Here is a 22624-nt window from a genome sequence, read left to right as displayed (position 1 = left end):
CTTACCTCCCGAGCAGCTGCTTGTTCGCGCGGATGAGCGCGAGGCGCTGGTCGACGGCCTTGCGGGTCGTCAGGGCATCCTCAGGCGTGTTGAGGCACCAGTCGACGAGCTTCGCGACGTTGGTCCGGGCGACGTAGCAGCGGGTGTCGGAGCCGCCGTAATAAATCATCACGGTGCGTTCCTTGCCCGGCAACTCGACCCAGCCGTTGGTGAAGGTGACGTTCGACACGTCGCCAAAACCTTCGCCGCCATAAGGCGCGAGGAAGTGGCCGCCCGGCCGGGCGATGACCTTCGTCGGATCCTCGAGGGAGGTCATGAACATGTAGAGGACGTAGCGCAGGCCGGCGGCGCAGCCGCGCACGCCGTGGGCAAGATGCAGCCAGCCCTGCGGCGTCTTGATCGGCGCCGGGCCCTGGCCGTTCTTCACTTCCTTGATCGTGTGGTAGGCGCGGCCGTCGATGATCTTTTCCGGGCCGGTGATCCCGGTGGTGATGTCCCGGCAAAGCGTCCAGCCGATGCCGCCGCCCGAGCCGACGTCGATGAAGCCGTCCATCGGGCGCGTGTAGAACGCGTACTGGCCGTCCACGAATTCCGGGTGGAGCACGACATTGCGCTGCTGCGAGGCCGGGGTCTTGAGGTTCGGGAGGCGCTCCCACTTTTTGAAATCCTTGGTGCGAACCATGCCGGCCACCGCGACCGCGCTGGAGAGGTCGCCGGGTTTGGCGTTCGGGTCCTTCGCCTCCGCGCAGAACACGCCGTAGATGTGCCCGTCCTCGTGGAACGTGATCCGCATGTCGTAGACGTTGGTCTCGGGCTTCAGCTCGGGCAGGTCCACGGGCTCGTCCCAGAAACGCCAGCCGTCGATGCCGTTGGCGCTCTCGGCGATGGCGAAGAGGCTCTTGCGATCATAACCCTCGAAGCGAACGACCATGTGCACCTTGCCCTTCCAGAAGAACGCGCCGGGGTTGAGCGTGGCGTTGACGCCGAGGCGCTCCATCAGAAACGGGTTCGTCTTCGGGTTGAGGTCATAGCGCCATTCAATCGGGGCGTGGCGGTAGGTGATCGCGGGAAAGGTGAAACGCTCGAACACGCCATTGTCCCACTCGGGGTCGACCGGGTTTTTGCGCGCGAGGAATTTCTCGTGCTTGGCCGTGAGCTGCTTCAGCCGCTTGGTCCACGCGGCCGGGGCCTTGATCTTGGGGAGGAGGGATTTCTTTTTCATCAGGGGAAGGAGAAGATTAGCGGGTGCGACCCGGACTGAACAGGAGGAGGGGCCGTTCTAAATTAAGATTCTTTGCGCAGGGGCGATCCGGCCAAGGGCATGAAACCGGATTACCCGGCGGTGGCGGCCATCCCCAGGCGGGCGACGGCCTCGAGGCCCAGGCGGCCGTTGTGGTAGGGACATTTCCAGAAGCTGACCTTCTCGAACGCCGGGTTCACCACCCCCTCGCGGGTCACGCCGCGAAACCACTCGCCCTGCTGCCGGTCGATCAGGCGCGTGGCGATGAAGCCCCAGGTCTTGGCCGCGGCCGCGAGGTAGCGGGCCTCCCCGGAAATCCGGAAAGCCTCGAGGAAGCCGACCACGGCCTCGGCCTGCGGCCACCACTCTTTGCTGGGGTCGATGATGCCGGTGGGGTCGCCGAGGTTGAAGATCGCGCCGTCCGTGTCGGTTCCCTCGGCCAGCGTCACCTCGGCGATCCGGAGCGCGAGGGCCTCGGTCCGGGCGGTCACTGCCGGCTCGCCCAGGGCCGCGGCGGCGCGCGTGAGCAGCCAGGCCGCCTCGATGTCGTGGCCATAGGAGATGCGGTCCGAGGTCCGCCGCCAGTCCACGGTGAAGAAGAGCCCGAGATGGGCGGTCCGGGCGTCCACGATGCGCGTGAGCATCAGTTCCACGATCTCGCGCAGCGCGCGGCGCAGGCCGGGATCGGGCCACACGTTGAGGAGCCGCGTGTAGGCCTCCATCACATGGAGCATCGTGTTCTGGGACTTGGGATCGTTCTGGTCCACCGCACTGAGCCGCATGTCGGTGATCGGCGACCAGTCGCGGGCGAAGGCCTCGAGGTAGCCCCCGTGGGCCGGCTCGCGCGCGTGACGCTCCAGCAGCTGGAAGACCGTGATGGCCTGGTCAAGCGGGGCCCGCAGGCCGGTCGCCGCATGGTATTCGCTCAGGGCGTAAATGGCGAAGGCCTGCCCGTAGACCTGCTTGCGGTCACGCAGGACCGCACCGTCGGCAGCGATCGACCAATAGAACCCGCCCTGCCCGGCGTCGTGATAGTGCGCCATGAGATCCTCGTGCGCGAGGTCGGCCATGGCGCGATACGCCGCGTCGCCATACTGGCGCAGCGCGGCGGCGTAGGTCCAGAGGATGCGGGACGTCAACAACGCGCCGCGCTCGACGGCCGGGTCGACGGTCAGATCATTGCTGAGCGCGCCGTGAAACGTGCGGGCAGGCCGGTTGGCCACCTGCTTGATCCAGAACGGCAGGATGTTGCCGCGCAGGTCAGCCTCAATGGCGGCGAGCAGATCGGTCGGGGTAACGACGGTCATCGTGGGAAAATACCATTGAGCAGGCTGCCGGGGGGCTTGGCAAATCCCCAACGCGGAATCTCATTTTTTAAATCAGGAATCGACGTTCCCAGGCCGGGATCCCCGCCGCCGGAAGGGATTGGCCCAGGGACGGTGTTCTGCTGGCCTCCCGCCATGTCCCCCACCCCCCGGTCCCCTGCATTCAAGGCCATCCTCTGGGGCGGCCTGCTGGCCGGGGGCCTCGACTGGCTTTTCGCGCTGACGTACTACGGCTGGTCGCTGGGCGTGTTTCAAAATGTCGCCGGCGGCCTGATCGGCCTTAAGGCGGCCCGCACCGGCGGCGGGTCCACCTTCGCCCTCGGCACCGGCCTCCACTTCCTGATCGCGGGACTCTGGGCGGCCTTGTTTTGGGGCCTGGCCCGGCGCTGGCCGGTATGGCTCCGCCACCCGGTGCCCGCCGGCCTGGTCTACGGGCTGGTCGTCTATCTCGGCATGAACTGCGTGGTCCTGCCGCTATCCGCCCTGGCCGTGCCGCTCCGGCTGCCGCCGCTCCTCTCCTGGCCCGCCGCGGCGCACCTTTTCCTGATCGGCCTGCCCATCGCCCTGGCCGCGCGCCGCGCCGCCGCCCGACCCCGGGTCACTTGATGACCGGGTAATGGACCGTGGGATGCTTGATGTTCACCCAAGGCAGTTCGTCCCAGTTCATCGTCACCGGGCTGTCGAAGGTCGCCTTCACGGCGGCGCGGGTCTCGCGGGGAATCCCCTGCAGGTCATACCACGCCACGAACCACGCCCACCGCGGCTGGTCCTGCAAAATCTCCGCCGTCGGGATCGGTCCGACCTCGCCCAGCCCGATCGGCTTGCCGGCGGCCAGCGCCAGGAGCGAATCGTAATCGTGCCGGGCGAAACCGTTGGAATAGACGTCCGTGGCCAGCGCGTCGACGACGTCGTGCCCCGGGAAAAAATCCGCGTACGGCGCGACGTTGGTGCGGACCTCGTTGGGTCCGTAGACCCAGATGAGGTTGTTCAGCCGGTGAAAATGCGTGAGACGGTCGAAGAGCATCCGGTAGAGCTTGGTGAAGTTGTCCGCCCCCGGCCGGCCGCCCCACCAGAACCAGCTGCCGTTCATCTCATGATAAGGCCGCCAGAGCACGGGCACGCGCGCATCCCGCAGCTGCCGCAGGAAAAAGGCGATCACGTCGACCTGCGACTGCCAGCGCTCGTTCAACGCGGTGCCCGGGGTGAGCAGCTCCCGCCACTCAGCGTCGGTCAGCTTGCCCTGGATGGATTTCTCAAAGGCCACGGGTTCGTCGTCGGTCGGCCGCACCGCATGCCACATAAGGTTGATGATGAAACCTTCCGCGTGGCGGCGGATGGCGTCGTCCACGATGCGCTGGCGGTAATTGATGCCGTCCCAGGTGCCGGGTTCGCTGAACCCGAAGTCCTGACTGAACACCGCCGGGTAATGACCGAAGGCCTTCTGCACCGTGGGCAGGCGGGTGTCGCCGACCAGCGGCACGCAGTGCTGACCCGATAGCGTGTGCTTGCCGGACACCTCGAGCAGGAAATCGTAGAGCGCCACCGCCTCGGACGAGGCGCCAGGCACGCAGAGTCGCGGGGGCTCGGTCGCTCCGCGCAGGGCGACCGTGATCACGACGCAGGACAGCAACAGGCGGGGTAGGCTCATCGTGCGGCGAATCTGGGAACGCCCCACGGAAAACTCAAGCCGACCCCGAGTCATTCGCCCGCCGGCGCCCAGCGGAAGGCGCGGAGCTTGTGTTCCAGCATCTGCGGGATGATGAGCTGCTTCTCGCCGATGAGGTAGGCGTGGTCCGCCGTGCCCCGCCCGAGCGCGAGGAGCGGGGTCGTCTTGCCGTCGGCCGTGACGTGCAGCACGTCGCCCGTGAGCCAGTCGGTGACGGTGTAGCCGCCCTGCCCGTCCGGCTCGAGGCCGTCCACGTGACACACCGGCTGGTCGCCGATCCGGCCGAAAGCCTTGTCCGCATATGCCACCGTTGAAATGTGTCCGATCTGCTCCTTGCCATCCGCACCGCGGAGCGACCAGCCACCGAGCAGCAGGCGATCCTTCTCCGCCTTCAGGCCGTTGAGGCCTCCCGTCTTGGCCTTGTCGAGTTTGAACCAAGGCTCGAACTTGCCCGCGCTGAGCCGGAAAACCGTGTCGAGACGGCCGCTGCATACGTAGATGTTGCCGGCGGCATCAGCCGTGCAGTCGTTGAACGAGCCGGGACCGTCCGCCGGCGCGTAACGGAGGGAGATTTTGCCGGCCGCCACGTCGATTTCGGTCAGGTCCTTGTCGTCACCAACGTAGAGCCGGCCGTTGGTAAGCGCCAGGCCCTTGGGGTTGTCGAAACCGGTGACCCACTTCAGTTCGAGGATTTTGCCCTCGGCACTGACGCGACTGATGAAACCGTCGCCGGGGGTCTGCCCGCCGCCGTGCGTGCCCATGTTGGAAACGTAGAATTCCTGGCGGGCCGGATCGAAGACCACGGATTCGGGACCGACGAAACCGTCGGTTTCCCAAAGCAGTAAGGGCTGGGGCGCGGTGGCGCCGCTGGCGGTGACCACGAGGGTGAGGCAGGCAAGCAGGTGTTTCATCGGGGGTAGGGGTGACCCGACCTTAGCCAGGAAAGCGGGCTATACAAACACCGGCTGATCCTATGACGTCCTCCTTACGGCCTTCATTCCGCCAGCTCGCCCACGCGCGCGACCCTAGCGAGATTTATCGCATCCGTCAGCGCCGGAGGAGACCGACCGACTGCAAGGGCTCAGTTGTTGGCCTTCAGCTCGTTGTTGACCACCCGGGTGCCCGACACCTCGCGCGCCAGCCGCGTGATCAGGGCCTTTTCGGCGACCGTAACGGCGGGGCCCGTGATCCGCACCACGCCGGCCACCGTCGTGATGACGGACCCCAATCCCAGCGACGGCTCGTGCCGGCGCAGCATGGCCTGGACGAGCCCGCTCACGGAGGCATCGTCCACGGGGTCCGCGCCGCTGTCACCTGTCGCGGGTACGTCCGCGACCGTGAGGCTGTTCCGTACATATTTCACGCTGCTGATTTCGCCCGCCACGCGGCCGGCGAGCGCCTTGAGTTCGGTCGTCGCCACCGTACCGGAGAGCGTGACCATGGCGTCCTGGACGGTGATGGTAGGTGGCACGGCGCTGAGCCCCTTGGTCACCAGCAGGTGGCGATGGATGATCCGGGCGATCCACCGATCGGATTGTTCGCGGTGGGTGGCCAGGATCGTGAGCTTGTTCTCCACGCCGGACACCCCGGCGATGCGGCTCACCGTGTCCGCGGCCACGGCTTGGTCGGCGGCATCCTCCACCGTGCCGGTAAGCGTGAGCACGCCGAAGTCGGCCGACACCTTGACCCGGCCCTCGAGCACGGTGCCGAGCACAAAACTGCGGCGGGCGGCGGTTTCGATCTGACGATCATTCACCAGCGACCCGGCCATGACGACGGGGAGGGCAAGGAGCAGGCCAAGGCGGAGAAGCAGGGTCGGGAGCATAAGGGAGGTGGAATAACCCGCCGGACTTGCGGCCACGCTGGCAGGAGAAAGCCCGAGGCTGCGCGCGCGCTTCCGCCACCACGACAGCTATCGTCCCGGCGGGAGACCGGAACCTGCAACCCCTGAGCAGGCCAGCTGCTTCGACCAGTTATAGTTGGGAGCCTGCGCCCAAGTCGCCGTTTCAAACGCGGGACACGCGAGATCCGGCAATCCCGCACGACGGCCGGGAATCCCTCAGCGCGCCACCACCGGCAGGTAAACGCGGAAGACCGTGCCCCGCTGCGGGGCGCTTTCCACGGCGATCGCGCCCTTGTTCGCCCGCACCATGCCCAGAACCATGGCCAGGCCAAGCCCGCGCCCGGTGAACTTGGTCGTGAAAAACGGATCAAAGACTTTTCCGATGTCCGGGGCCGGGATGCCGCAGCCCTCGTCCGCCACCTCCAGGCAGGCATACGTGGTGCCCTGCGGCTGGAATTCGAGCGGCACCCGGTTCTCCGTGGGCAGGGCGGCCGCATCCACGGTCTTGATGGCCAGGTTCACGACGCATGGCGCCGCGCCCGACGCCTCCCACGCGTTGGTCACCAGGTTGGTCACTACATGCTGCAACTGGCGCGCGTCGGCGTGCACCAACGGCCCGGGGCAGGGAAACGCCGTGGCCAGTTTCACCTCGGGTGGCATCGCGGCCTGCACGAGGCCCAGGCCGCGCCGACAGGTCTCCGCCAGATCCAAGGATTGCCGGGTGGCGGCCGACTGACCCAGGTACGTGAGCATCTGGCTGCTCACTTCCGCCGCCTTGCGGGCCGCGCTCAACGCCAGGTTGATCTTCTGGGCCGGGCCGGGCCCGTCCTCCCGCCGGAGGTCGCCCAAGGCCAGATCAAGGCTCATCATCACCGTATGGAGCTGGTTGTTGAAAGTGTGCGCGATGGCGCCAGCCATCCGCCCCAGGCTTTCCGCCTTTTGGAGCTGCTGGTTCAGGGCCTCCAGCCGCTCCCTCTCCGCGTCGGCTTTCTTCCGCTCCGTGAGATCGCGGATGATGATGACCATGCCCGTGGGCGCGCCCGCCGCGTCGCGGATGAATTCTGCATTCACCTCGATGGCGATCGTGCTGCCATCCGCCCGGAGCCCGCGGTACTCGGCCGGTCCTTTGCGCCGGCCTTCCAGCCGGTCGACCCAGTGCTGGCGGGCCAGCGGCCGTTCCTCGGGCACGATGAAGTCCAAGACCGTGCGCTGGTCAAAGGCCGTGGTCCGCTCATAGCCGAACAACGTGTAAGCGGACGGTGAAACCATGAGGATCCGCCCGTCCTTGTCCGTGATCGTGATGTCATCCGGGCTGGCCGCCAAAATCGAGCGGTAACGGCCTTCGCTGGTTTGCAACTGGACCGTCCGCTCGGCCACGAGGTTTTCCAGTTCCTGGTTTCGCTCCGTGAGCGCCTGCATCGGGTAGACCTCACCTGCGCGCACCAGGTGGTAGGGAATGGAGATGCTGCTGTGCGCGATTTTCCAGTTCCCCGCTTCCCGGTGGAAAACCAGCACGAGGCGGGCGGTCTCGCGCGAGAGGACGTGATCCTTGATCGGCAGGTGAATGGCAAAAAACGCGGTCACCACCGCGATCGTGGCCGACAGGGGCTGGATCCGCAGATCCTTGTGCTCGATCCGGAGCGGCTCCTTGACCTGGGCGAAATCCTGCCGGGTGATCGCGACCCACTCCGCCCGGTCATCCACCAGAAAATCCCCGCCGCCGGTGAAGCCGGAAAAATCCTCGCTGAAACACGTGGTGAGCCGGTCGTCGCGGCCGGCGTAGAGCGTGATGTATTCCTCGAACAGACGCTGGATTTCCGCGTGGTCGGCGCGTTGGTCCGGCCGGGCGGCTGGGCTGGGGGTGAACACGGGGGGGCGTGGGGTGAGTGAGGGCGCAGTCCCGCCCCCGGGCGGCGGGCCTTGATTCCCGCCCAGCCCAGTGTGCGCCACATCGCGACAGACGGCGTCGCACCAATTGCACAAGACAACGTGCCGATTGTCCCTGCCCGGGGGAGGCTTTTGACCTGGGGTGGCCCCCGCTCGCCCCCTTGATCACGCCCGCGCGCCATTGCCGGGTCGCTCCCGCGATCGGCTGAGTTCGCGCAGGCGGGGGAGGTCCCCGCGGATCAGGGCTTCCTTCTTGGGGCGGGACCAGCGCTTGAGCTGGTGCTCCCGGACTACGGCCTCGTCCAGCGACATGGTGCCTTCGCAAAAAACCAAACGAGGCCCGGAATGATCAGTTGTAAATTTGCTGCCGAGACCATGGCGGTGCTTGCGCAGGCGCTCGCCGATATCGCGGGTTTGACCGATATAGAGCGCGCCGTCGGCCGTTTGGAGAATGTACACCCAGGCCAAATCAGCGATAGCGGCGGGTATCGGAATGACTGGAAACAATTCGGGCATGGATTTTGGTGGCCCGATGTTCTGGAACGATAACCAGCGTTAGTCGCTGGGTCGAAAGCCCATTCGACGCGCTTCGCTTGCTCAGGGCATTCGACGCAGCCCTCGCGGCAAACTGGCCTGCCATGAGCAAGGCCCGAGCAGCGCGAGGGCCGCGTCGAATGGCTGCCCGACATGGATTCGAACCATGACTAGGTGAGTCAAAGTCACCTGTGCTACCATTACACCATCAGGCAGTGAAGTGCGGAAGGGGCAATGTGCTACCCGGGCCGGTCCGGTCAAGGGTGGAAAACCACCCCGCCCGCCGGCGGCTTTTTTACCAACTGAACCAGATGGGCACGTTCCGGGGCCCACCCGCGCGACGCCACCCGCCCCGGACCTCAGTCGTGCTTCTGCCAGTCCAGTTTGTGCTGGTCGATCCAGCGGTAGTGGTCGGCGTATTGCAGGCCGGCCGCCGAGGTGTCGTCCAGGAGAATGGTGGCGCGCGGATGCAACTGCAAGGCGGACGCCGGACAGATCGCCGCCAGCGGGCCCTCGACCATGGCGGTCACGGCCCGGCACTTCGCCGGCCCGAAAGCCAGCAGGAGCACGCGGCGGGCGTCGAGGATCGTGCCCACGCCCATCGTGATCGCATGACGCGGCATCTGCGCGAAGTCCCCGAACACCGCGCTGTTGTCGCGCAGCGTCTGCTCGGACAGGATCTTGATCCAGGTGCGCGAGCGGAGCGAACCCGTCGGCTCGTTGAAGCCGATGTGGCCGTTGCGGCCGAGGCCGAGCAACTGCAGGTCGATGCCGCCCGCCGCCTCAATGCGCTTCTCATAGTCGCGGCACTCGGCGTGGACGTCCGCCGCCGTGCCGTCGGGCACGTGCGTGCGTCGCTGGTCGATGTTGATGTGCCGAAAAAAATTCTCGCGCATGAACCAGCGGTACGACTGGTCGTGCGTCGCCGGCAGGCCCACGTACTCATCGAGGTTGAAGGTCGTGATGCGGCTGAAGTCGAGGCCCTCGGTCCGGTGCAGGCGGATGAGTTCCTGGTACAGCTGGAGCGGAGTGCGCCCGGTGGCGAGACCGAGCACGGCGTCGGGCTTCTCGCGCACAAGCTTGGCGATGATGCGGGCGCCCAGCAGGCAGCCGGCGTCGGTGTTTTTCTGGATGATGACTTCCATGGAAGGCGTGGGTTGGGTTGAGACGTAAAGGTCAGGAGCTGTGGCCGGTCTCGCGCAGCACGAGGGCGTAAAGCAGCCAGGCGCCATGCGGCAGCCACTGCTCGCCCCAGCGCCATTTCTCCGCGGAGTCGGCGGCCGCCGGCAGCGGCGCGAAGGCGATGTCGTTCTCGTCCGTGAAACCGCTGGTGATGCCGTTGGCCACGCCGCCGGGGGCGTTGTGATAGTGCTCCTCGTAGACCGGGTTGTTCCGCCCGCGCCCGTGCAGCATGCACCGGTCGAAGGGATTGGCGCCGAGAATCCAGTCCACCCAACGGCGGCCCGCCCGGGCGGCCACCGGATCGCCCGTGACCGCGCCCACGCCCTGCGCGGCGGCCGCGAGTGAGGCCAACCGGGCGTTCTCACCCTGCCACCAGTATCCCGAGGGATTGTCGTGCGGGTAAAACCACTGGACGCGGCCGGGCGTGCCCGGGGTCTTCACCCAGTGGGGCGGATAACCGAAGGGATTGTTGCGACCCTCGCCGAGCGCGAGCTGCGCCTGCATGAGTTCCGCCGCGAGCGCGCGGGCGGCCGCGGCCTGCGGGTGCGCGGGGTGGGCATCAGCCAGCCGCAACAGCGTCACCAGCGGCAGGCCGGCGTCACTGGCGTGAAACCACGACCGCTCCCCCGCCCCATCGGCCGCAAGCCAAACGGTGCCGTCACTCGCGCGTCGTCGGGCGGCGAGCGCGGCGAGGCGCTGGTCCAGCTCGGCGGCGATCGACGGACCGGGCGCGACGGCCTGCAACTCCACCGCCGCGAGCAGCGCGCAAGTGTCATCGATGATATTCTCCTTCCCGTCATCCAGGTACTCCGTGCCGTGCGCCTGCAGGTGGGCGAAGCCCTTGCGCGCCGCGGCGAGATAGTCCGCCGGACGAAAATCGCCGCCCTCGCCCAGCGTCGAGGCCAAGGCCAGCGCGGCCGCGGCCATGCCCCCGCCCTGGCGCCAGCCGGCCTGGTAGTCGGCATACTTGTCGCCCTTCTGCGTGCGGTAGGAGCAGAGCTCGCGCTGCGCGGGATCCTTCGTCCAGCGGTCGAAAACCGTCACATGCCAGAACCCCACCGGATCCTGCATGCGCACCAGCCAGTCGGCGCCATGCAGCACCTCCGCCTGGAGGCGCTCGAGGAAATACGGGGCCGCGCCGGCCGCCCGGTAGAGGTGCCAGGCCCGCGCCAGCACCCATACCACCAACGGGGTCTGCTGCGGGTTCAGGTAGTTCGCATACGAGAGATGGCTCAGGTACTTGCTCGTGTCCCCCGACGCATCGAACCAGCCGCCGTGCACCTCGCGCACCGCGCCGTCCCCGACGCGCTTCGCCCGCCGGTCCGCGCGGTCATAGATGCCGGCACACCGCTGGCTCTTGAAATAGAACAACAGGTCCGAGACGACGGGGTGCCCGAGCAGGTTCTCCGCGATCTCAAAACCCTCACCCTGTCCCGCGGCCGTCGCCGTCGCCCAGCGCAACGCGTAGCGGCCGGGGACGCGCACGGCGCTGACGTCCACCCGCCACCACGGGCCCACCGTCCAGCCCGCGACCGGGCCGGCGAAGGTCGCCGCGCCCCGCCACACCACGGCCCCGTCCGGCAGCGAGACGAGCGCGAGCTCCGTCCAGGCGGTGGCTTCCGGTGCCTCGAGCAGCAGCACCTTCTGGTCTCCCGGCGTGTAGCCGATGTGGTTGCCGAGGATTTTCATGGGGCGGTCTCCGGCAGCGAGGCCAGCGTGAGCAGCAGCACGATGTCCGCCTGCGCGGTGATCGTCGCTTCCTGGCACATGAAATCGGTGTCGTTGTCGAAGAAGACTCCCGCCGGCGTATTGAAGCGGTGGAACGGATCATCCGCCGGTATCTGGAACCACTTGCTCAGCGAGTCGTGCAGCGCGCGCTCCCCGGGCCCCTCGGACAGCGCGCCGGTGGGAAACTCCCGCAGCAGCTTGTAGACCGGGCTGTAGAGATGACGCAGCGTGTTGGGCAGTTCCTCGGCCAGGAGGAACGACACGCCCCAGTTGTTGCGGCCGAAGACATAATCCGTGACGCCCCAGAACAGCGCATCGCGCTCCGACGAAGGCCCGTACCGGCGCGCGGTCTCGCGGCTGGCGTTGGCGATGCCGACCCAGCGGGCGAGGCTGCCCCAGACGTATTTGCTCGGAATGCCCCAGGGCGCGCCGCGCTCGCGGGCGTGGGCCACGTAGCCCGCCGTCTCATCCAGCAGACGCGATTTCGCCGCGGAGTCGTCCGGCGCCAGCCCGGCGTTGGCCAGCCAGTTCCAATCCTTCCAGCCCACCTCGGTGGCGGCGGGCGGCGCGTAAGCCCGGGCCTGGGCGCGCCAGGTGTCATCTCCGGTGAGCGCGTGCAGCTCCAGCGCGGCGAGGGCCATCTGGTCGGTCGGATCCGGGTCGTGATAAAAATCATTCACCTCGTCCCGCTCGAAGGCGGTGGCGAGGGTGTCGGCGGCGCGGGCCCGGGTGTAGATCGTCTGCGCCATCGTGCCGTAGCGGGTCGCGTCCTCCACCCGGCCCAGGTCGCGGAAGGTCCGGGCCCCCAGCGCGAGCGCGGCGGCCGCGGCGCCCATGTGCACCCGCGAGAGGGCGGCCAGCGCGGGACGCCGGCCATCGAGTTCGTCATGCTCAGGCAGGCGCATGCCCTGGTTGTGGTCGTCGGCGTCGGCCACCTGGATGATGAAGGTGTCAGGGTCCGGATGCACCCGCATCAGGAACTCCAGCCCGTGCTTCGCCTCGTCGAGCACATCCGGCAGATCGCTGCGGCTGTGGACGCGGCCGAAGAGGGCGGGCTTGAGCCGGTAGGCGAGCAACAGGTGATAGGACGTGGCGGCCTGGTTGAGCGTGAACTTGATCTGGTCGCCGGCATCATACCAGCCACCGCTAACGTCCACCGTGCGGGCCGGCACGGCGGGTTTCCATTTGCCGTTGGCCGGGTCGCCGTCAGGCACGAACAGCGGGGCGCGCGCGTCGCCGGCATGCGAGAATTTCCGCAGCAGGGTGTCAGGGGATCCCGAGCGCATCACGCGGAGATGCCGGAGCGGCAACGGCAGGAACCGCTCATAAGGGCTTGGCGCCACCGTGAACCGCGCCTCCGGCAAGCCCGGGGAGGCGAATACATAGTCACCGGTCGCCCGCAACTCGCTGAAATCCGCCGCATGGTTGAAGGCAAAGGGCGTATGATCCCCCGCCCCGGTCACCCGGGCCCCGAAGGTCCCGCGCGCCACGGTCTCACCGCCCCGGGTCACGGTCCAGGCCTGGCCGGCCAGATCGGTCGTGCTCAACGCCACCAGCACCTTGGGCTGCGCGGCGGCATATCCGGCCTGGTTCCAGCGCAGGTACACCTCCGCCCGCAGCAGACCGGTGGCCGCCAGCAGGAGCGCGATCAGGGGTAACAGGCGTCGCCTCATGGGAGCGGCCAAGTTGTCGCCCGCCGCGCATCCGTGCAAGCCCCGGGATGCGCGATTGTACGGTTCCGACCCGCGGTTGCACGACCGCGGGCCGCCGGGAAAAAATAGCCCGCACCACGCCCCTTTCCCCCTGTCCTTACCAGACCCGCTTTTAACCATAGGCTTCGAACCACAAACCTCCGGCCAGCCGCTCGTCAACGTCCACAAACGCACCACCAAGGTGAACATCAGCATGGCCATCGCCGTGGCGGTGTTCCTCCTCATCGGGCTCGGGGGAATTATTTGGGCGGTCCGGCGCGAGGACCAGGCCGAGCGCACTGCGGCCCCGGTCGGAACGGGCTCTTGACCCCCGGTTTACGTTTGCCGGCCCCCATCTCCCCCCTTGACGCGGGTTTGGCGCAATCGTTTCATCCCAGACGCATGTGCGCCAAAACCGCCCCTTCCCTCAAATACAAGCGCGTCGTCCTGAAACTCAGCGGCGAGGTCCTGCGCGGCAAGGGTTCCGAGACCATCGATGCCGCCATCCTTGAGCGGATGTGCGAACAGGTGAAGGAAATCCACGACCTCGGCGTGCAGGTCTGCGTCGTGATCGGCGGCGGCAACATCTTCCGCGGCCTCCAGGGCGCCAAGCGCGGCGTCGACCGCACCACCGGCGACTATATGGGCATGCTCGCCACCGTCATCAACGGCCTCGCGATCATGGACTGCCTCGAGAAGATGGGCGTGAAGACCCGCGTCCAGTCGGCCATCCCCATGAACCAGATCGCCGAGCCGTTCATCATGCGTCGCGCCATGCGCCACCTCGAGAAGGGCCGCGTCGTCATCTTCGTCGCCGGCACGGGCAACCCGTATTTCTCGACCGACACCACCGCCGCCCTCCGCGCCTCCGAGCTCCACGCCGACATCATCATGAAGGCCACCAAGGTCGACGGCATCTACGACAAGGACCCGAAGAAGCACGCCGACGCCGTCAAGTACGACGAGCTCACCTTCATCGACGCCCTCAAGCAGCGCCTCAACGTCATGGACTCCACGGCGTTCTCCCTCTGCCTGGACAACAACGTCCCCATCCTCGTCTTCAACCTCGACGACGAGCACGCCATCCGCAAGGCCGTCGCCGGCGACAAGATCGGCACGCTGGTCCACGGGTGACCCGTGGTCCGTTGAAGTTTAAGCCCTCCCGACCCTAGATCCCAAACCTATTCCCGACATGAGCAACGCCACCCTCACCGACGCCCAGGCCCGCATGAAGAAAGCCGTGGATCACACGCTCCACGAGTTCTCCACCATCCACACCGGCAAGGCCTCCCCGGCCATGGTCGAGTCCGTCATGGTCGAGGCCTACGGCTCCATGATGCCGCTCAAGGGCTGCGCCGCCATCACCACGCCCGATCCGCGCATGATCCAGATCCAGCCCTGGGACAAGGGCGTGCTCCGCGCCATCGAGAAGGCCCTCCAGATGGCCAACATCGGCGTGAACCCCGTCGTCGACGGCACCCTGATCCGCCTCCCCTTCCCCGAGCTCTCCCGCGAGCGTCGTCAGGAATTCGTCAAGACCGCCCAGCGCCTCGCCGAGGAAGGCCGCGTCGCTGTCCGCCACGTCCGCCGCGACGCGATGGAGGCCACCAAGAAACTCAAGAAGGACGGCAAGATCTCCGAGGACGACGAGAAGCGTCTCGAGAAGGACGTCCAGGCCGCGACCGACAAGGCGATCAAGGACATCGACGGCCACCTCGCCAACAAGGAGAAGGACCTCCTCACGGTCTGAGGTAGGGCGAGTCATCCCGCCGAGCCACAAGCCCGCCCCTCGGCGGGCTTTTTCATTGTAGGGCGGGGTCGCCGAAGCCGGCCTCGAGCGTGATATCGCGCTCGAACAAAGGCGGGGTTCGGCGACCCCGCCCTACAGTTTCTGAACACTCACTCACTGCCGGCGCATCATCGTCCCATCCCGGTAAATATAGTCCGGCCGTCCCGCCTCATCCCTGTCGCCGAACGCAAACACCGTGAACGCCTGCGTTTCCCCTCCCTTGGTCACCAGTGTGAGCGTGTGCCCGTTGAATTCATAGCTGCCATCCGCCTCATCCGTGGCACCGCCTGACACCACGCTGTGGTCGCTCACCGCCTTGAACGACGAAACCGACCCGCGCCGGAACGTGCCGTCCCGTGCGAAGGTCAGCGTCGTGGATGACATCAGCGCCCCGCCGCCGATCGAGGCCCCGCCCTCGTATTCGCCGTCGAACCGCCAGCCTTTCGTGAAGCCCTCGACGCGCGTCGAGCCGAGCCCGCCCCAGAAGAGATCGTCCTTCTCGCGCTTGAAATCGGTGACGGTTGGCGCGGAGCCGTCGGCCCACGCGAAGGTGATCTTGCCGTCGGCAATCCAGTACGTGCCGTCCGTCTGGCGCAGGTCTGCGGTCTGCGCGAACGCCGCCAAATCAAACCCGCCCGCGGGCGACTTGCTGAACCGCCCGTCCTTGGTGAAAAACCAGCCCTGGTTGTTGAGGCTCAGGCTGGATCCGAAATAGTAGGTTTCCACGCGCAGGTAGGCGCCCTCGAGCCCCGCCTGCGCCCCCGCCGGCCGCACCGGCAACTTGTAGCTCTCGACCGCCTGGCCCGCTTGGTCGCTGCCGCCCACGGTCTTCGCCCCGGGCGCGCGGAGGCGGTCGATGTTCAACCACTCGTCCGACGAGCTGCCGTACCCATCATAGGTCACCTTCCAACGGGCCGACTCGGCCTCGATGATCTTGGCCCCATACCACTTGCCATAGGAGAGGGCCTCCACGCGGTCCCCGACCTTCCACGACGCCGTGCGGATCGGGCGGAGCTTCTCCGCCGGCAGCCATTCGTCGGAACTGCTGCCATATCCATCATAGTGCACCTTCCATTTTCCGCCGCCCACCTCGAGCACGGTGGCCGGGTACCACGCGCCATACGACAACCCTTCGACGCGATCGCCCGCCCGCCATTGGCCCGGCACCGCCGGCCCGACCGGCTTCGGCACCGCGGCCGCCACCACCTCGCCCACCGCGCGGATCTTGTCCGGCCCCACCCACTCGTCCCACGAGGCGCTGTAGCCGTCGTAGGTCACCTTCCACTTGCCGTCACCCACCTCGATCACCTTGCCCTTCGACCAAATGCCGTAGGACAGGGCCTCGATCGGGTCGCCCACTTTGAAATCGGCCGCGGCCAGCATCACCACCAGCCCGAGAAAAGCCCCCAGTCCGCGCAGGAATTGCATGGGCGCCGATCCTCGCGGCCGACCCCGCCGCCGCAACCCGGATCTTGCCCGGGTCCTGCGTATTTCTACGAGCGAGCCCAACCCTTCCGCGGCGAGGTCGCCGCGACTCCATCGTTTTCTGGAGCACGGGGACCCGCCTTTCGATTCATCCCTTCTTCCTTCTTAATTCCTCCTTCCTACTTCCTACTTCCCCTTGATCGCCGCCAGCACCATCGCCCCGATCGCCTCGGCGCGGGTCTGACCGGGGATGTGCCGCGCAAAGGGCACCAGGAATTTGGGGGTCGCCCGCCGCTGGGCCTCGATCTCCTCCGCCAGTTGTTTCTCCCGGTCCGGCGTCAGGTTGCCCTGCTTCTTCAGCTGCTCGAGTTGGAACCGCAGCTTGCGGAGCGCAAACGGTTCCCCGGCCGCCGCCGCCGCGCCCAGATCGGCCCCCGGGGCCCCGGCGAGGCTCAGGCTGTAATACTGGCTCTCACCCGACGCCATGGCCCGCTCGGGCTTGATCGCCTCCACCTCGGCCCGCGGCACCCGCGTGACCTTCGTGCCCCACGGCCGCGGCTTGGTCACCACCACGTCGCCGGCCTCCACCCGCAGCTCGAAGTGGGCGAACCACACGTTGGCGGTGAAGAGGCTCACGATGAGTCCGAAGAAGAGCGTTATGCCCCAGACCACCCCGTGGACATCGCGACCCCAGTACCAGATGAGCAACGCCAACAGGCCGAGCTGCAACGCCGCCGTCGTCAACCGCATGCCCGGCAGGTGGCTGGCGCTGAAATGAAAGGTGTCCCCCTCCCGCCGCACGCCGCAGGCCTGCAGCGCGGCGGTGTCGAGCACCTGGGGCGAGTATTCCTCGAGCAGCGGGGAACCCGGATCAGGCGGCGCGGCCGTCTCACCGGTGGGGAAGACCGGCACCACAAAGCGGGTCGAGAAATCCACGCCCGGCGTGGCCGCCCCGGCCGTCAGACGCCAGACGATCTCGTTGTCGCTGTCGCTGTCATCGGTCGCGAAGTTGCCCGGCGGTATGTAGAACAGCACCGGGATGCGCGTGCCGCCGGGTCCGGTCACCCACTTCTCGGCCGCGATGGCTTCCTCGCGTTCCCACAGCACGCGGTCGGTCGTGCTCCGGTTCTTGCCGCTGCCGCGCGTCTCGCGCCGCACGCACCGCAGGGTCAGCTGCGCCTGGCCCTCGGGCACCACGCGCGCCGGCACCTCGATCACGCCGCCCAGGTAGCCGCCGATCACGCCCGGCAGCGAGGACGGCACGAAGCGCGCCCGGCCGTACTTGCGCGCGCGGACCGTCTGGTAGACCGCCGCCGCCACCAGACCGACGCCCACCACCGGGAAAATCAGGGCGATGTAGGCCGCCTTGTCGTTGATCTTGCCCGTGAAAATCGCCCAAGCCACCGGCGTGCTGATGGCGTTCCAGAACAGCGCGAAGAACCACATCGCCGCCGCCCCACCCTGGTTGTCCGACGCGATGGCCGGTCCCAGCCATGCTTTTTTCCATTTCCAGGGCTGACCGGGAAACTGCGCCTGCCGCGCCGTCTCTTCCGCCCCCTCGCGCACGAGCCGTCGCGCCAGTTTCAGGTAACCCAGCGACCCGGCCAGCAAGGTCGCCCCGAACAGCGCGGGAATCACCGCCTCCTTCGCCCAGATGCCGCCGGCTTCTTCGTAATGGTTCAGGCCCACGACGAGCAGGCCCAGACCGCCCAGCAGGAGGATGAAAAACACGGCATACCCGCACCCCATGCTCAGTTTCACGCGCTTGGCCATGCGCCCGAACAAGCCCGAAGCGCCCCGCGGAGTCGAAAGGATTTTGGTTATAAGACCTAGGGCTTGGTTGTAGGGCGGGGTCGCCGAACCCGGCCTTGCCTTGTCTGGATCCCGGCATCGCCAAATGCCGCCTTTTCTTAGGTCGTTTCCAAACCGGCGGCATTCGGCGATGCCGCCCTACAGTTCCGGTGAATGCAGGAACGTGAGCATTTGATCCGCCTATCAAAGGTCTGGGTGAGTAACCCAATCTATTTCCTCACCACCTGCACAGACCGCAGGAGGCCGATCCTGACAGCGCCGGCCGTATCGGAGGCGCTCGTCGAATCATGGCGAGCCTCGGCCCAAATCCATGGGTGGGCCACCGGCCGCTATGTCGTGATGCCTGACCATGTTCATTTCTTTGCTCAGCGCGCCACTGGGCAAAAGACGCTCGATATCTTCATGAGGGACTGGAAGCGGTGGACCTCCGGACTTATCCAACGCCCAGGCCACGTTTCCCAACCCATCTGGCAACGCGAGTTCTTCGACCACGTGCTGCGCTCGGCCTCCAGTTACGATCAGAAGTGGCATTACGTTCGCGAGAACCCGGTACGGGCTGGGTTGGTTACCCGGGCTGACGAGTGGCCATTCGCAGGCGAGTGCGAAGCCCTGCGTTTCTAACTTGTAGGGCGGGGTCGCCGACGGAGGCTGGGCGGAGATGGCGAAGCAACCCCGCCTGCTACGAAAGCCATATCACGCTCGAGGCGGGGTTCGGCGACCCCGCCCTACATCAATCGCCGTCACCGCCAATCATACCGCACCCGATACCGCACCACGACCTCGCCGTCGGCGGGCACCGTCACGCGGAACTCGATATCCTGCGCGTCCTGCTTCTCGAAGTCGTGCGTCTGGCTCACCATCGTCCAGTTGGACCAGCGGTAAAGGCGCTCGGTCACCCGCACCTCGACGGGCGTCGTCTTACGGTTACGCACCTTGATCTCAAATTCCTCGTCCATCTGGTCCTGCCGGTTGCTCAGCTGGAAGTCCATGCGCTTGCGCTCGCCGACGATGTCAAAGGCCTCACCCGTGTAGAGCCGCACCAGCTCGTTCTTGGCCGTGTGGTCGATCGTGTTCTCGCCGGTGAACTCGAGCCGGCCGTCGGCGTCGTCCTGCCGGTAGAAGCGCGTGCGCCCCTTCGGCAACGGGATCCCCAGGCCGTTCTCCTCGCTGTTCTTGAACTCGCGCATCACCCAGACCTTGGGATTCGACTGCGTGCCGTACTCGGGCTGCTGGCGGATCATCTGCTCGTTCCAGCCGCGGAACTGCGGCCCGATGTCCGCGCCGTTGTAGACGTAGAAGGTCTTCGCCTTCACGCCGGTCGCGCGCAGGAACTCCACCTGCTTGGTCTCGCGGTTCCGCAGCGTCGCCGGCCGGGGCAGCGAATAAAGGTGAAACTCGTCGAAGGCCTTCTCGGTGACCTGCCCGCCGTCCGCATCCATGGCCTTATCGGCGCGCATGACGTAACCCAGATTCATCACCTCCTGGCCGGGCTGCAGCTTGCTGACGTCGCCGGCCATGAGCTTGATGACCGCCGCGTCGAACTGCTTGCCGCTCTGGTTGTCGATCGTGACCCAACCGGTCAGGTCGAGCGTGTCACCCTGCTCGGGCGCGATCAGGTTGTAGGAGGCCTCCCAGCTCATGCCGCCCGTGACGTAGCTCAACTCGGCGTCAAACTTCACCGGCTTGTCGGTCGCCAGCGCCCACGCCAGCTGCGGTTTCAAAATGGAGTCGTCCGTCAGCGCCGGGAACTGCGGTTCGCCGGGCAGGGAGAAACGCAGCTTGCCTTCGACCTCGATGATCGGCTGGCCCATGCCGCCGCCGAAATTGCCCAGCTGCTGCTGGCGCTGCATGAATTCATGGCCGTAGCGGTTCATCGCGAAGACATTCGGCGTGTACCCGCTGCGGATGACCCGGCCCTTCACGATGTACTCCTTGCCGTTCTGGTCGCGGTTCAGGAAGTCCAGTTCCTTGCCCTCATAAAGGGAGAGCAACAGTCCCTGGGAAATCGTGTCGGCGCGGTAGTTCTGCTCCAGCACCCGCAGCGCCACCTTGCCCGCCGGGTCGCGGAGGACCACCGAGTCCGGCTCGAGGTGGACGGTGGCATCGGAGAAGGTCACCGCGTTGACCCCCGCCTTCAGGTCGAGCGGCACGCGCTCGCGGACGACGGCAAAGTTCTGGTTGTAGATCGTGAGGGCAGGCCCGGAAGCCGAGGCGGTGAGGACACCGGCGGCCAGGACGGAAAGGAGACGGAGGACGTTCATGATGCGCATAGGAGGGTTGCGGTGTGACCCACGGACCAGCCGGGAGTTTCTTAGAAAAGCGGGCTAAACCCTAACGGGCCTCGCATCAGTGGGTAGCCGGGCCATTCGTGGTTAAAATAGGTGGTTCGACCCTGCCCAAGTATACTGGACTGATTTGGGGAGATTTTCCCCTTTGCGTCTTGGCGGCTTTGCGTGAGCTTCTTCCGCCTTCATGGATTTCGAGCTCGATAAACCCAATTACGGCCAACCCTCGGTCCCCCCCATCGACTTCCGGGCCCTCCTGAACGACGAGCAGTTCGCCGCCGTGACCGCTGAGCCCGGCCCGCTCCTCGTCCTCGCCGGCGCCGGCTCGGGCAAGACCCGCACCCTCACCTACCGCGTCGCCTACCTCCTTTCCCAGGGCGTGCGCCCCGGCGAGATCCTCCTGCTCACCTTCACCAACAAGGCCGCCAAGGAGATGCTCCACCGCGTCCACGACCTCACCGGCATCGAGCCCGGTCGCTTCTGGGGCGGCACCTTCCACTCCCTCGGCAACCGCGCCCTCCGCATGTACGGCGAGGCCATCGGCCTGCCGAAGAACTTCACCATCCTCGACGCCGACGAGTCCGAGACCCTCCTCAAGCAGGCCGTCACCGCCCTGGACGCGACGTTCTTCAAGGAGAAGACCAACCCCCGCCCCGGTCCGCTGTTCAGCGTCCTCTCCCTCGCCCGCAACACCCAGCTGTCCCTTGCCGACACGGTCGCGCGCAACTTCCCCCAGTACGCCGAGATCGCGCACCGCTTCCCCGCCTTCGCCGCCGCCTACACCTCGAAGAAGCGCGACGACAAGGTGGTGGACTACGACGACCTGCTCGAGCTCTGGCTCAAACTCCTCACCGACGCCCCCGACGTCGCCGCGTACTTCAACAACCGCTTCCGCCACGTCCTCGTCGACGAGTACCAGGACACCAACACGATCCAGGCCCAGCTCGTGGACAAGCTGGCCGGACACCACCGAGTGATGGCCGTGGGTGACGACGCGCAGTGCATCTACTCGTGGCGCGGGGCCGACTTCGAGAACATCATGTCGTTCCCCGAACGGCACACCGGCACGGTCATCCACCGCATCGAGACTAACTACCGCTCCACGCCCGAGATTCTGGCCTTCGCCAACGGCGTGCTCAACTGCCAGCCCAAGGGCCGCCACTTCGACAAGGAACTCCGCGCCGCCCGCAAGCACGGCACGAAGCCCGCCGTGATCCAGGCCATGGATGACCGCGAGCAGGCCGCCTTCGTGCTCAAGCGCATCTCCGCCCTCGTCGAGGAGGAAGGCGTGTCGCCCAACGAGATCGCGATCCTCTACCGCTCGCACTTCCTCGCCCTCGAGATGCAGCTCGCGCTCACCCGCGCCGGCATGCCCTACACCATCACCAGCGGCGTGAAGTTCTTCGAGCGCCAGCACGTGCGCGACCTGATCGCCGTCATCAACTTCGTCTACAACCCGGCGAACACCTCGGCGTGGAACCGCATCGCCATCCTCCTGCCCAAGGTCGGCGAGAAGGGTGCGAGCAAGATCTACAGCGCCGCCCTCGACCACGCGAAGCTGATGCAGCAGAACTTCATCGACGCCCTCGCCACCGACGACGTGCTCAGCAAGGTCCCGAAGGACGCCAAGGCCGACTGGCCCAACTTCTGCGCCTCGCTCCGCCAGGTCTATGAGGCGATGAACGAGGACACCCCGGCCGACGCCGTCTCCGTGGCCATCGAGGGCTGGTACGGCGACTACATGAAGGGCGAATACGCCGACTACACCGACCGCCTCGAGGAATTGAAAGGCCTCGTCGGCTTCGCCGGCCAGTTCACGCAGATGACGGACTTCCTCGCCCAGATCATGCTCCTCAACGGCGAGACCAGCGAGCGCGAGATTCAGCCCGACACCGAGTGCATCAAGCTCACGACGATCCACCAAGCCAAGGGCCTGGAGTACGACGTCGTCTTCCTGATCGGGGCCGCTGAAGGCCAGTTCCCCGGATACCGCACGATCGAAAGCGGCGACTTCGAGGAAGAGCGCCGCCTCTTCTACGTCGCCGTCACGAGAGCCAAGAACGAGCTCTACATCAGCTACCCAAGAGTCGCCTCCCGACCCGGCCCCGGAGGGATGATGCTCTCGCCGTCACGCTTCCTCCAAGAGCTCCCCAGCGACCTCTACGACGAGCTTCGCATCAAGCGCAGCTATGGTTGGTGAACCACCTGTGTCCGCCC

18 protein-coding genes and 1 tRNA gene are annotated in these 22624 nt (G+C 66.6%); 5 read left to right on the top strand and 14 right to left on the bottom strand.

What is annotated here, in order from left to right; genetic code table 11:
* Position 1: 1 nt before the first annotated feature.
* Both Verru16B_RS08950 and Verru16B_RS08945 read right to left on the bottom strand, forming a co-directional pair.
* Positions 2 to 1222, bottom strand: a complete 1221-nt coding sequence (locus Verru16B_RS08950; RefSeq protein ID WP_069961962.1) for a glycoside hydrolase family 130 protein — start codon at positions 1220 to 1222, stop codon at positions 2 to 4.
* Positions 1223 to 1332: 110 nt separating this feature from the next.
* A complete protein-coding gene (locus Verru16B_RS08945; protein ID WP_069961961.1) occupies positions 1333 to 2547 on the bottom strand; it encodes an AGE family epimerase/isomerase in 1215 nt (404 codons plus the stop codon).
* Positions 2548 to 2700: 153 nt separating this feature from the next.
* Between Verru16B_RS08945 and Verru16B_RS08940 the strand changes: the two genes are divergently transcribed.
* Entirely contained in the window at positions 2701 to 3171 is a 471-nt protein-coding gene (locus Verru16B_RS08940) for a hypothetical protein (protein ID WP_069961960.1), read from the top strand.
* Here the strand turns inward: Verru16B_RS08940 and Verru16B_RS08935 are convergent.
* From Verru16B_RS08935 to Verru16B_RS08895, 9 genes are all read right to left on the bottom strand, one after another.
* Entirely contained in the window at positions 3164 to 4213 is a 1050-nt protein-coding gene (locus Verru16B_RS08935) for a glycoside hydrolase family 26 protein (RefSeq protein WP_083270224.1), read from the bottom strand. The two genes, Verru16B_RS08940 and Verru16B_RS08935, sit on opposite strands and share 8 nt — an antisense overlap.
* Before the next feature lie 50 nt (positions 4214 to 4263).
* The gene (locus tag Verru16B_RS08930; protein ID WP_069961959.1) at positions 4264 to 5142 is read right to left on the bottom strand and encodes an SMP-30/gluconolactonase/LRE family protein; all 879 of its coding nucleotides are present in this window, start codon (positions 5140 to 5142) and stop codon (positions 4264 to 4266) included.
* Positions 5143 to 5312: 170 nt separating this feature from the next.
* Positions 5313 to 6056, bottom strand: a complete 744-nt coding sequence (locus tag Verru16B_RS08925) for a BON domain-containing protein (RefSeq protein ID WP_069961958.1) — start codon at positions 6054 to 6056, stop codon at positions 5313 to 5315.
* Between the two features lie 234 nt (positions 6057 to 6290).
* Complete coding sequence (locus Verru16B_RS17825) at positions 6291 to 7943, bottom strand: PAS domain S-box protein (RefSeq protein ID WP_083270223.1); 1653 nt, start codon at positions 7941 to 7943, stop codon at positions 6291 to 6293.
* Between the two features lie 183 nt (positions 7944 to 8126).
* Positions 8127 to 8477, bottom strand: a complete 351-nt coding sequence (locus Verru16B_RS08915) for a GIY-YIG nuclease family protein (protein WP_069961957.1) — start codon at positions 8475 to 8477, stop codon at positions 8127 to 8129.
* 159 nt (positions 8478 to 8636) lie between these two features.
* Positions 8637 to 8710: transfer RNA gene (locus Verru16B_RS08910), tRNA-Gln, on the bottom strand.
* A 144-nt stretch (positions 8711 to 8854) separates the two neighbouring features.
* The gene (gene nagB / locus Verru16B_RS08905; protein WP_069961956.1) at positions 8855 to 9640 is read right to left on the bottom strand and encodes a glucosamine-6-phosphate deaminase; all 786 of its coding nucleotides are present in this window, start codon (positions 9638 to 9640) and stop codon (positions 8855 to 8857) included.
* Positions 9641 to 9671: 31 nt separating this feature from the next.
* A complete protein-coding gene (locus tag Verru16B_RS08900) occupies positions 9672 to 11366 on the bottom strand; it encodes a glycoside hydrolase family 9 protein (RefSeq protein WP_069961955.1) in 1695 nt (564 codons plus the stop codon).
* Positions 11363 to 13078 carry a glycoside hydrolase family 9 protein gene (locus Verru16B_RS08895; protein WP_069961954.1) on the bottom strand — a complete coding sequence of 572 codons (1716 nt, stop codon included), beginning with the start codon at positions 13076 to 13078 and terminating at the stop codon, positions 11363 to 11365. Before Verru16B_RS08895 ends, Verru16B_RS08900 begins: the two co-directional genes overlap by 4 nt.
* A gap of 420 nt (positions 13079 to 13498) precedes the next feature.
* On the opposite strand from Verru16B_RS08895, the gene pyrH reads away from it, so the two are divergent.
* Positions 13499 to 14230 carry a UMP kinase gene (gene pyrH, locus Verru16B_RS08885; protein WP_069961952.1) on the top strand — a complete coding sequence of 244 codons (732 nt, stop codon included), beginning with the start codon at positions 13499 to 13501 and terminating at the stop codon, positions 14228 to 14230.
* A gap of 58 nt (positions 14231 to 14288) precedes the next feature.
* The gene (gene frr, locus Verru16B_RS08880) at positions 14289 to 14846 is read left to right on the top strand and encodes a ribosome recycling factor (RefSeq protein ID WP_069961951.1); all 558 of its coding nucleotides are present in this window, start codon (positions 14289 to 14291) and stop codon (positions 14844 to 14846) included.
* 153 nt (positions 14847 to 14999) lie between these two features.
* Here the strand turns inward: frr and Verru16B_RS08875 are convergent, their stop codons facing one another.
* Positions 15000 to 16313: an agenet domain-containing protein gene (locus Verru16B_RS08875; protein ID WP_069961950.1), complete on the bottom strand. Its 1314-nt coding sequence runs from the start codon at positions 16311 to 16313 to the stop codon at positions 15000 to 15002.
* A 183-nt stretch (positions 16314 to 16496) separates the two neighbouring features.
* Positions 16497 to 18083, bottom strand: a complete 1587-nt coding sequence (locus Verru16B_RS08870; RefSeq protein ID WP_069961949.1) for a hypothetical protein — start codon at positions 18081 to 18083, stop codon at positions 16497 to 16499.
* 192 nt (positions 18084 to 18275) lie between these two features.
* On the opposite strand from Verru16B_RS08870, the gene Verru16B_RS08865 reads away from it, so the two are divergent.
* Entirely contained in the window at positions 18276 to 18743 is a 468-nt protein-coding gene (locus Verru16B_RS08865) for an REP-associated tyrosine transposase (protein ID WP_069961948.1), read from the top strand.
* Positions 18744 to 18862: 119 nt separating this feature from the next.
* Here the strand turns inward: Verru16B_RS08865 and Verru16B_RS08860 are convergent, their stop codons facing one another.
* Positions 18863 to 20383: a DUF4139 domain-containing protein gene (locus Verru16B_RS08860; protein WP_237023376.1), complete on the bottom strand. Its 1521-nt coding sequence runs from the start codon at positions 20381 to 20383 to the stop codon at positions 18863 to 18865.
* Positions 20384 to 20594: 211 nt separating this feature from the next.
* Here Verru16B_RS08860 and Verru16B_RS08855 point away from each other — a divergent pair, with 211 nt between their 5' ends.
* Positions 20595 to 22607: an ATP-dependent helicase gene (locus Verru16B_RS08855; RefSeq protein ID WP_069961946.1), complete on the top strand. Its 2013-nt coding sequence runs from the start codon at positions 20595 to 20597 to the stop codon at positions 22605 to 22607.
* The last annotated feature ends 17 nt before the right edge of the window (positions 22608 to 22624 follow it).

It is taken from the genome of Lacunisphaera limnophila (assembly GCF_001746835.1).
Classification (GTDB): domain Bacteria; phylum Verrucomicrobiota; class Verrucomicrobiia; order Opitutales; family Opitutaceae; genus Lacunisphaera; species Lacunisphaera limnophila.
The sequence above is the reverse complement of the archived record's forward strand: the minus strand, read 5'-3'. Positions and strand labels throughout refer to the sequence as shown.

Excerpts from the sequence above, each read along its gene's own strand:
- Verru16B_RS08865 (WP_069961948.1), top strand. The coding sequence starts at position 18,276 with ATGCAGGAACGTGAGCATTTGATCCGCCTATCAAAGGTCTGGGTGAGT.
- Verru16B_RS08875 (WP_069961950.1), bottom strand. The coding sequence starts at position 16,313 with ATGCAATTCCTGCGCGGACTGGGGGCTTTTCTCGGGCTGGTGGTGATG.
- Verru16B_RS08925 (WP_069961958.1), bottom strand. The coding sequence starts at position 6,056 with ATGCTCCCGACCCTGCTTCTCCGCCTTGGCCTGCTCCTTGCCCTCCCC.
- Verru16B_RS08945 (WP_069961961.1), bottom strand. The coding sequence starts at position 2,547 with ATGACCGTCGTTACCCCGACCGATCTGCTCGCCGCCATTGAGGCTGAC.
- Verru16B_RS08930 (WP_069961959.1), bottom strand. The coding sequence starts at position 5,142 with ATGAAACACCTGCTTGCCTGCCTCACCCTCGTGGTCACCGCCAGCGGC.
- Verru16B_RS08860 (WP_237023376.1), bottom strand. The coding sequence starts at position 20,383 with ATGAACGTCCTCCGTCTCCTTTCCGTCCTGGCCGCCGGTGTCCTCACC.
- frr (WP_069961951.1), top strand. The coding sequence starts at position 14,289 with ATGAGCAACGCCACCCTCACCGACGCCCAGGCCCGCATGAAGAAAGCC.
- Verru16B_RS08895 (WP_069961954.1), bottom strand. The coding sequence starts at position 13,078 with ATGAGGCGACGCCTGTTACCCCTGATCGCGCTCCTGCTGGCGGCCACC.
- pyrH (WP_069961952.1), top strand. The coding sequence starts at position 13,499 with ATGTGCGCCAAAACCGCCCCTTCCCTCAAATACAAGCGCGTCGTCCTG.
- Verru16B_RS08950 (WP_069961962.1), bottom strand. The coding sequence starts at position 1,222 with ATGAAAAAGAAATCCCTCCTCCCCAAGATCAAGGCCCCGGCCGCGTGG.
- Verru16B_RS08855 (WP_069961946.1), top strand. The coding sequence starts at position 20,595 with ATGGATTTCGAGCTCGATAAACCCAATTACGGCCAACCCTCGGTCCCC.
- nagB (WP_069961956.1), bottom strand. The coding sequence starts at position 9,640 with ATGGAAGTCATCATCCAGAAAAACACCGACGCCGGCTGCCTGCTGGGC.
- Verru16B_RS08940 (WP_069961960.1), top strand. The coding sequence starts at position 2,701 with ATGTCCCCCACCCCCCGGTCCCCTGCATTCAAGGCCATCCTCTGGGGC.
- Verru16B_RS08870 (WP_069961949.1), bottom strand. The coding sequence starts at position 18,083 with ATGGCCAAGCGCGTGAAACTGAGCATGGGGTGCGGGTATGCCGTGTTT.
- Verru16B_RS08900 (WP_069961955.1), bottom strand. The coding sequence starts at position 11,366 with ATGAAAATCCTCGGCAACCACATCGGCTACACGCCGGGAGACCAGAAG.
- Verru16B_RS08935 (WP_083270224.1), bottom strand. The coding sequence starts at position 4,213 with ATGAGCCTACCCCGCCTGTTGCTGTCCTGCGTCGTGATCACGGTCGCC.
- Verru16B_RS08915 (WP_069961957.1), bottom strand. The coding sequence starts at position 8,477 with ATGCCCGAATTGTTTCCAGTCATTCCGATACCCGCCGCTATCGCTGAT.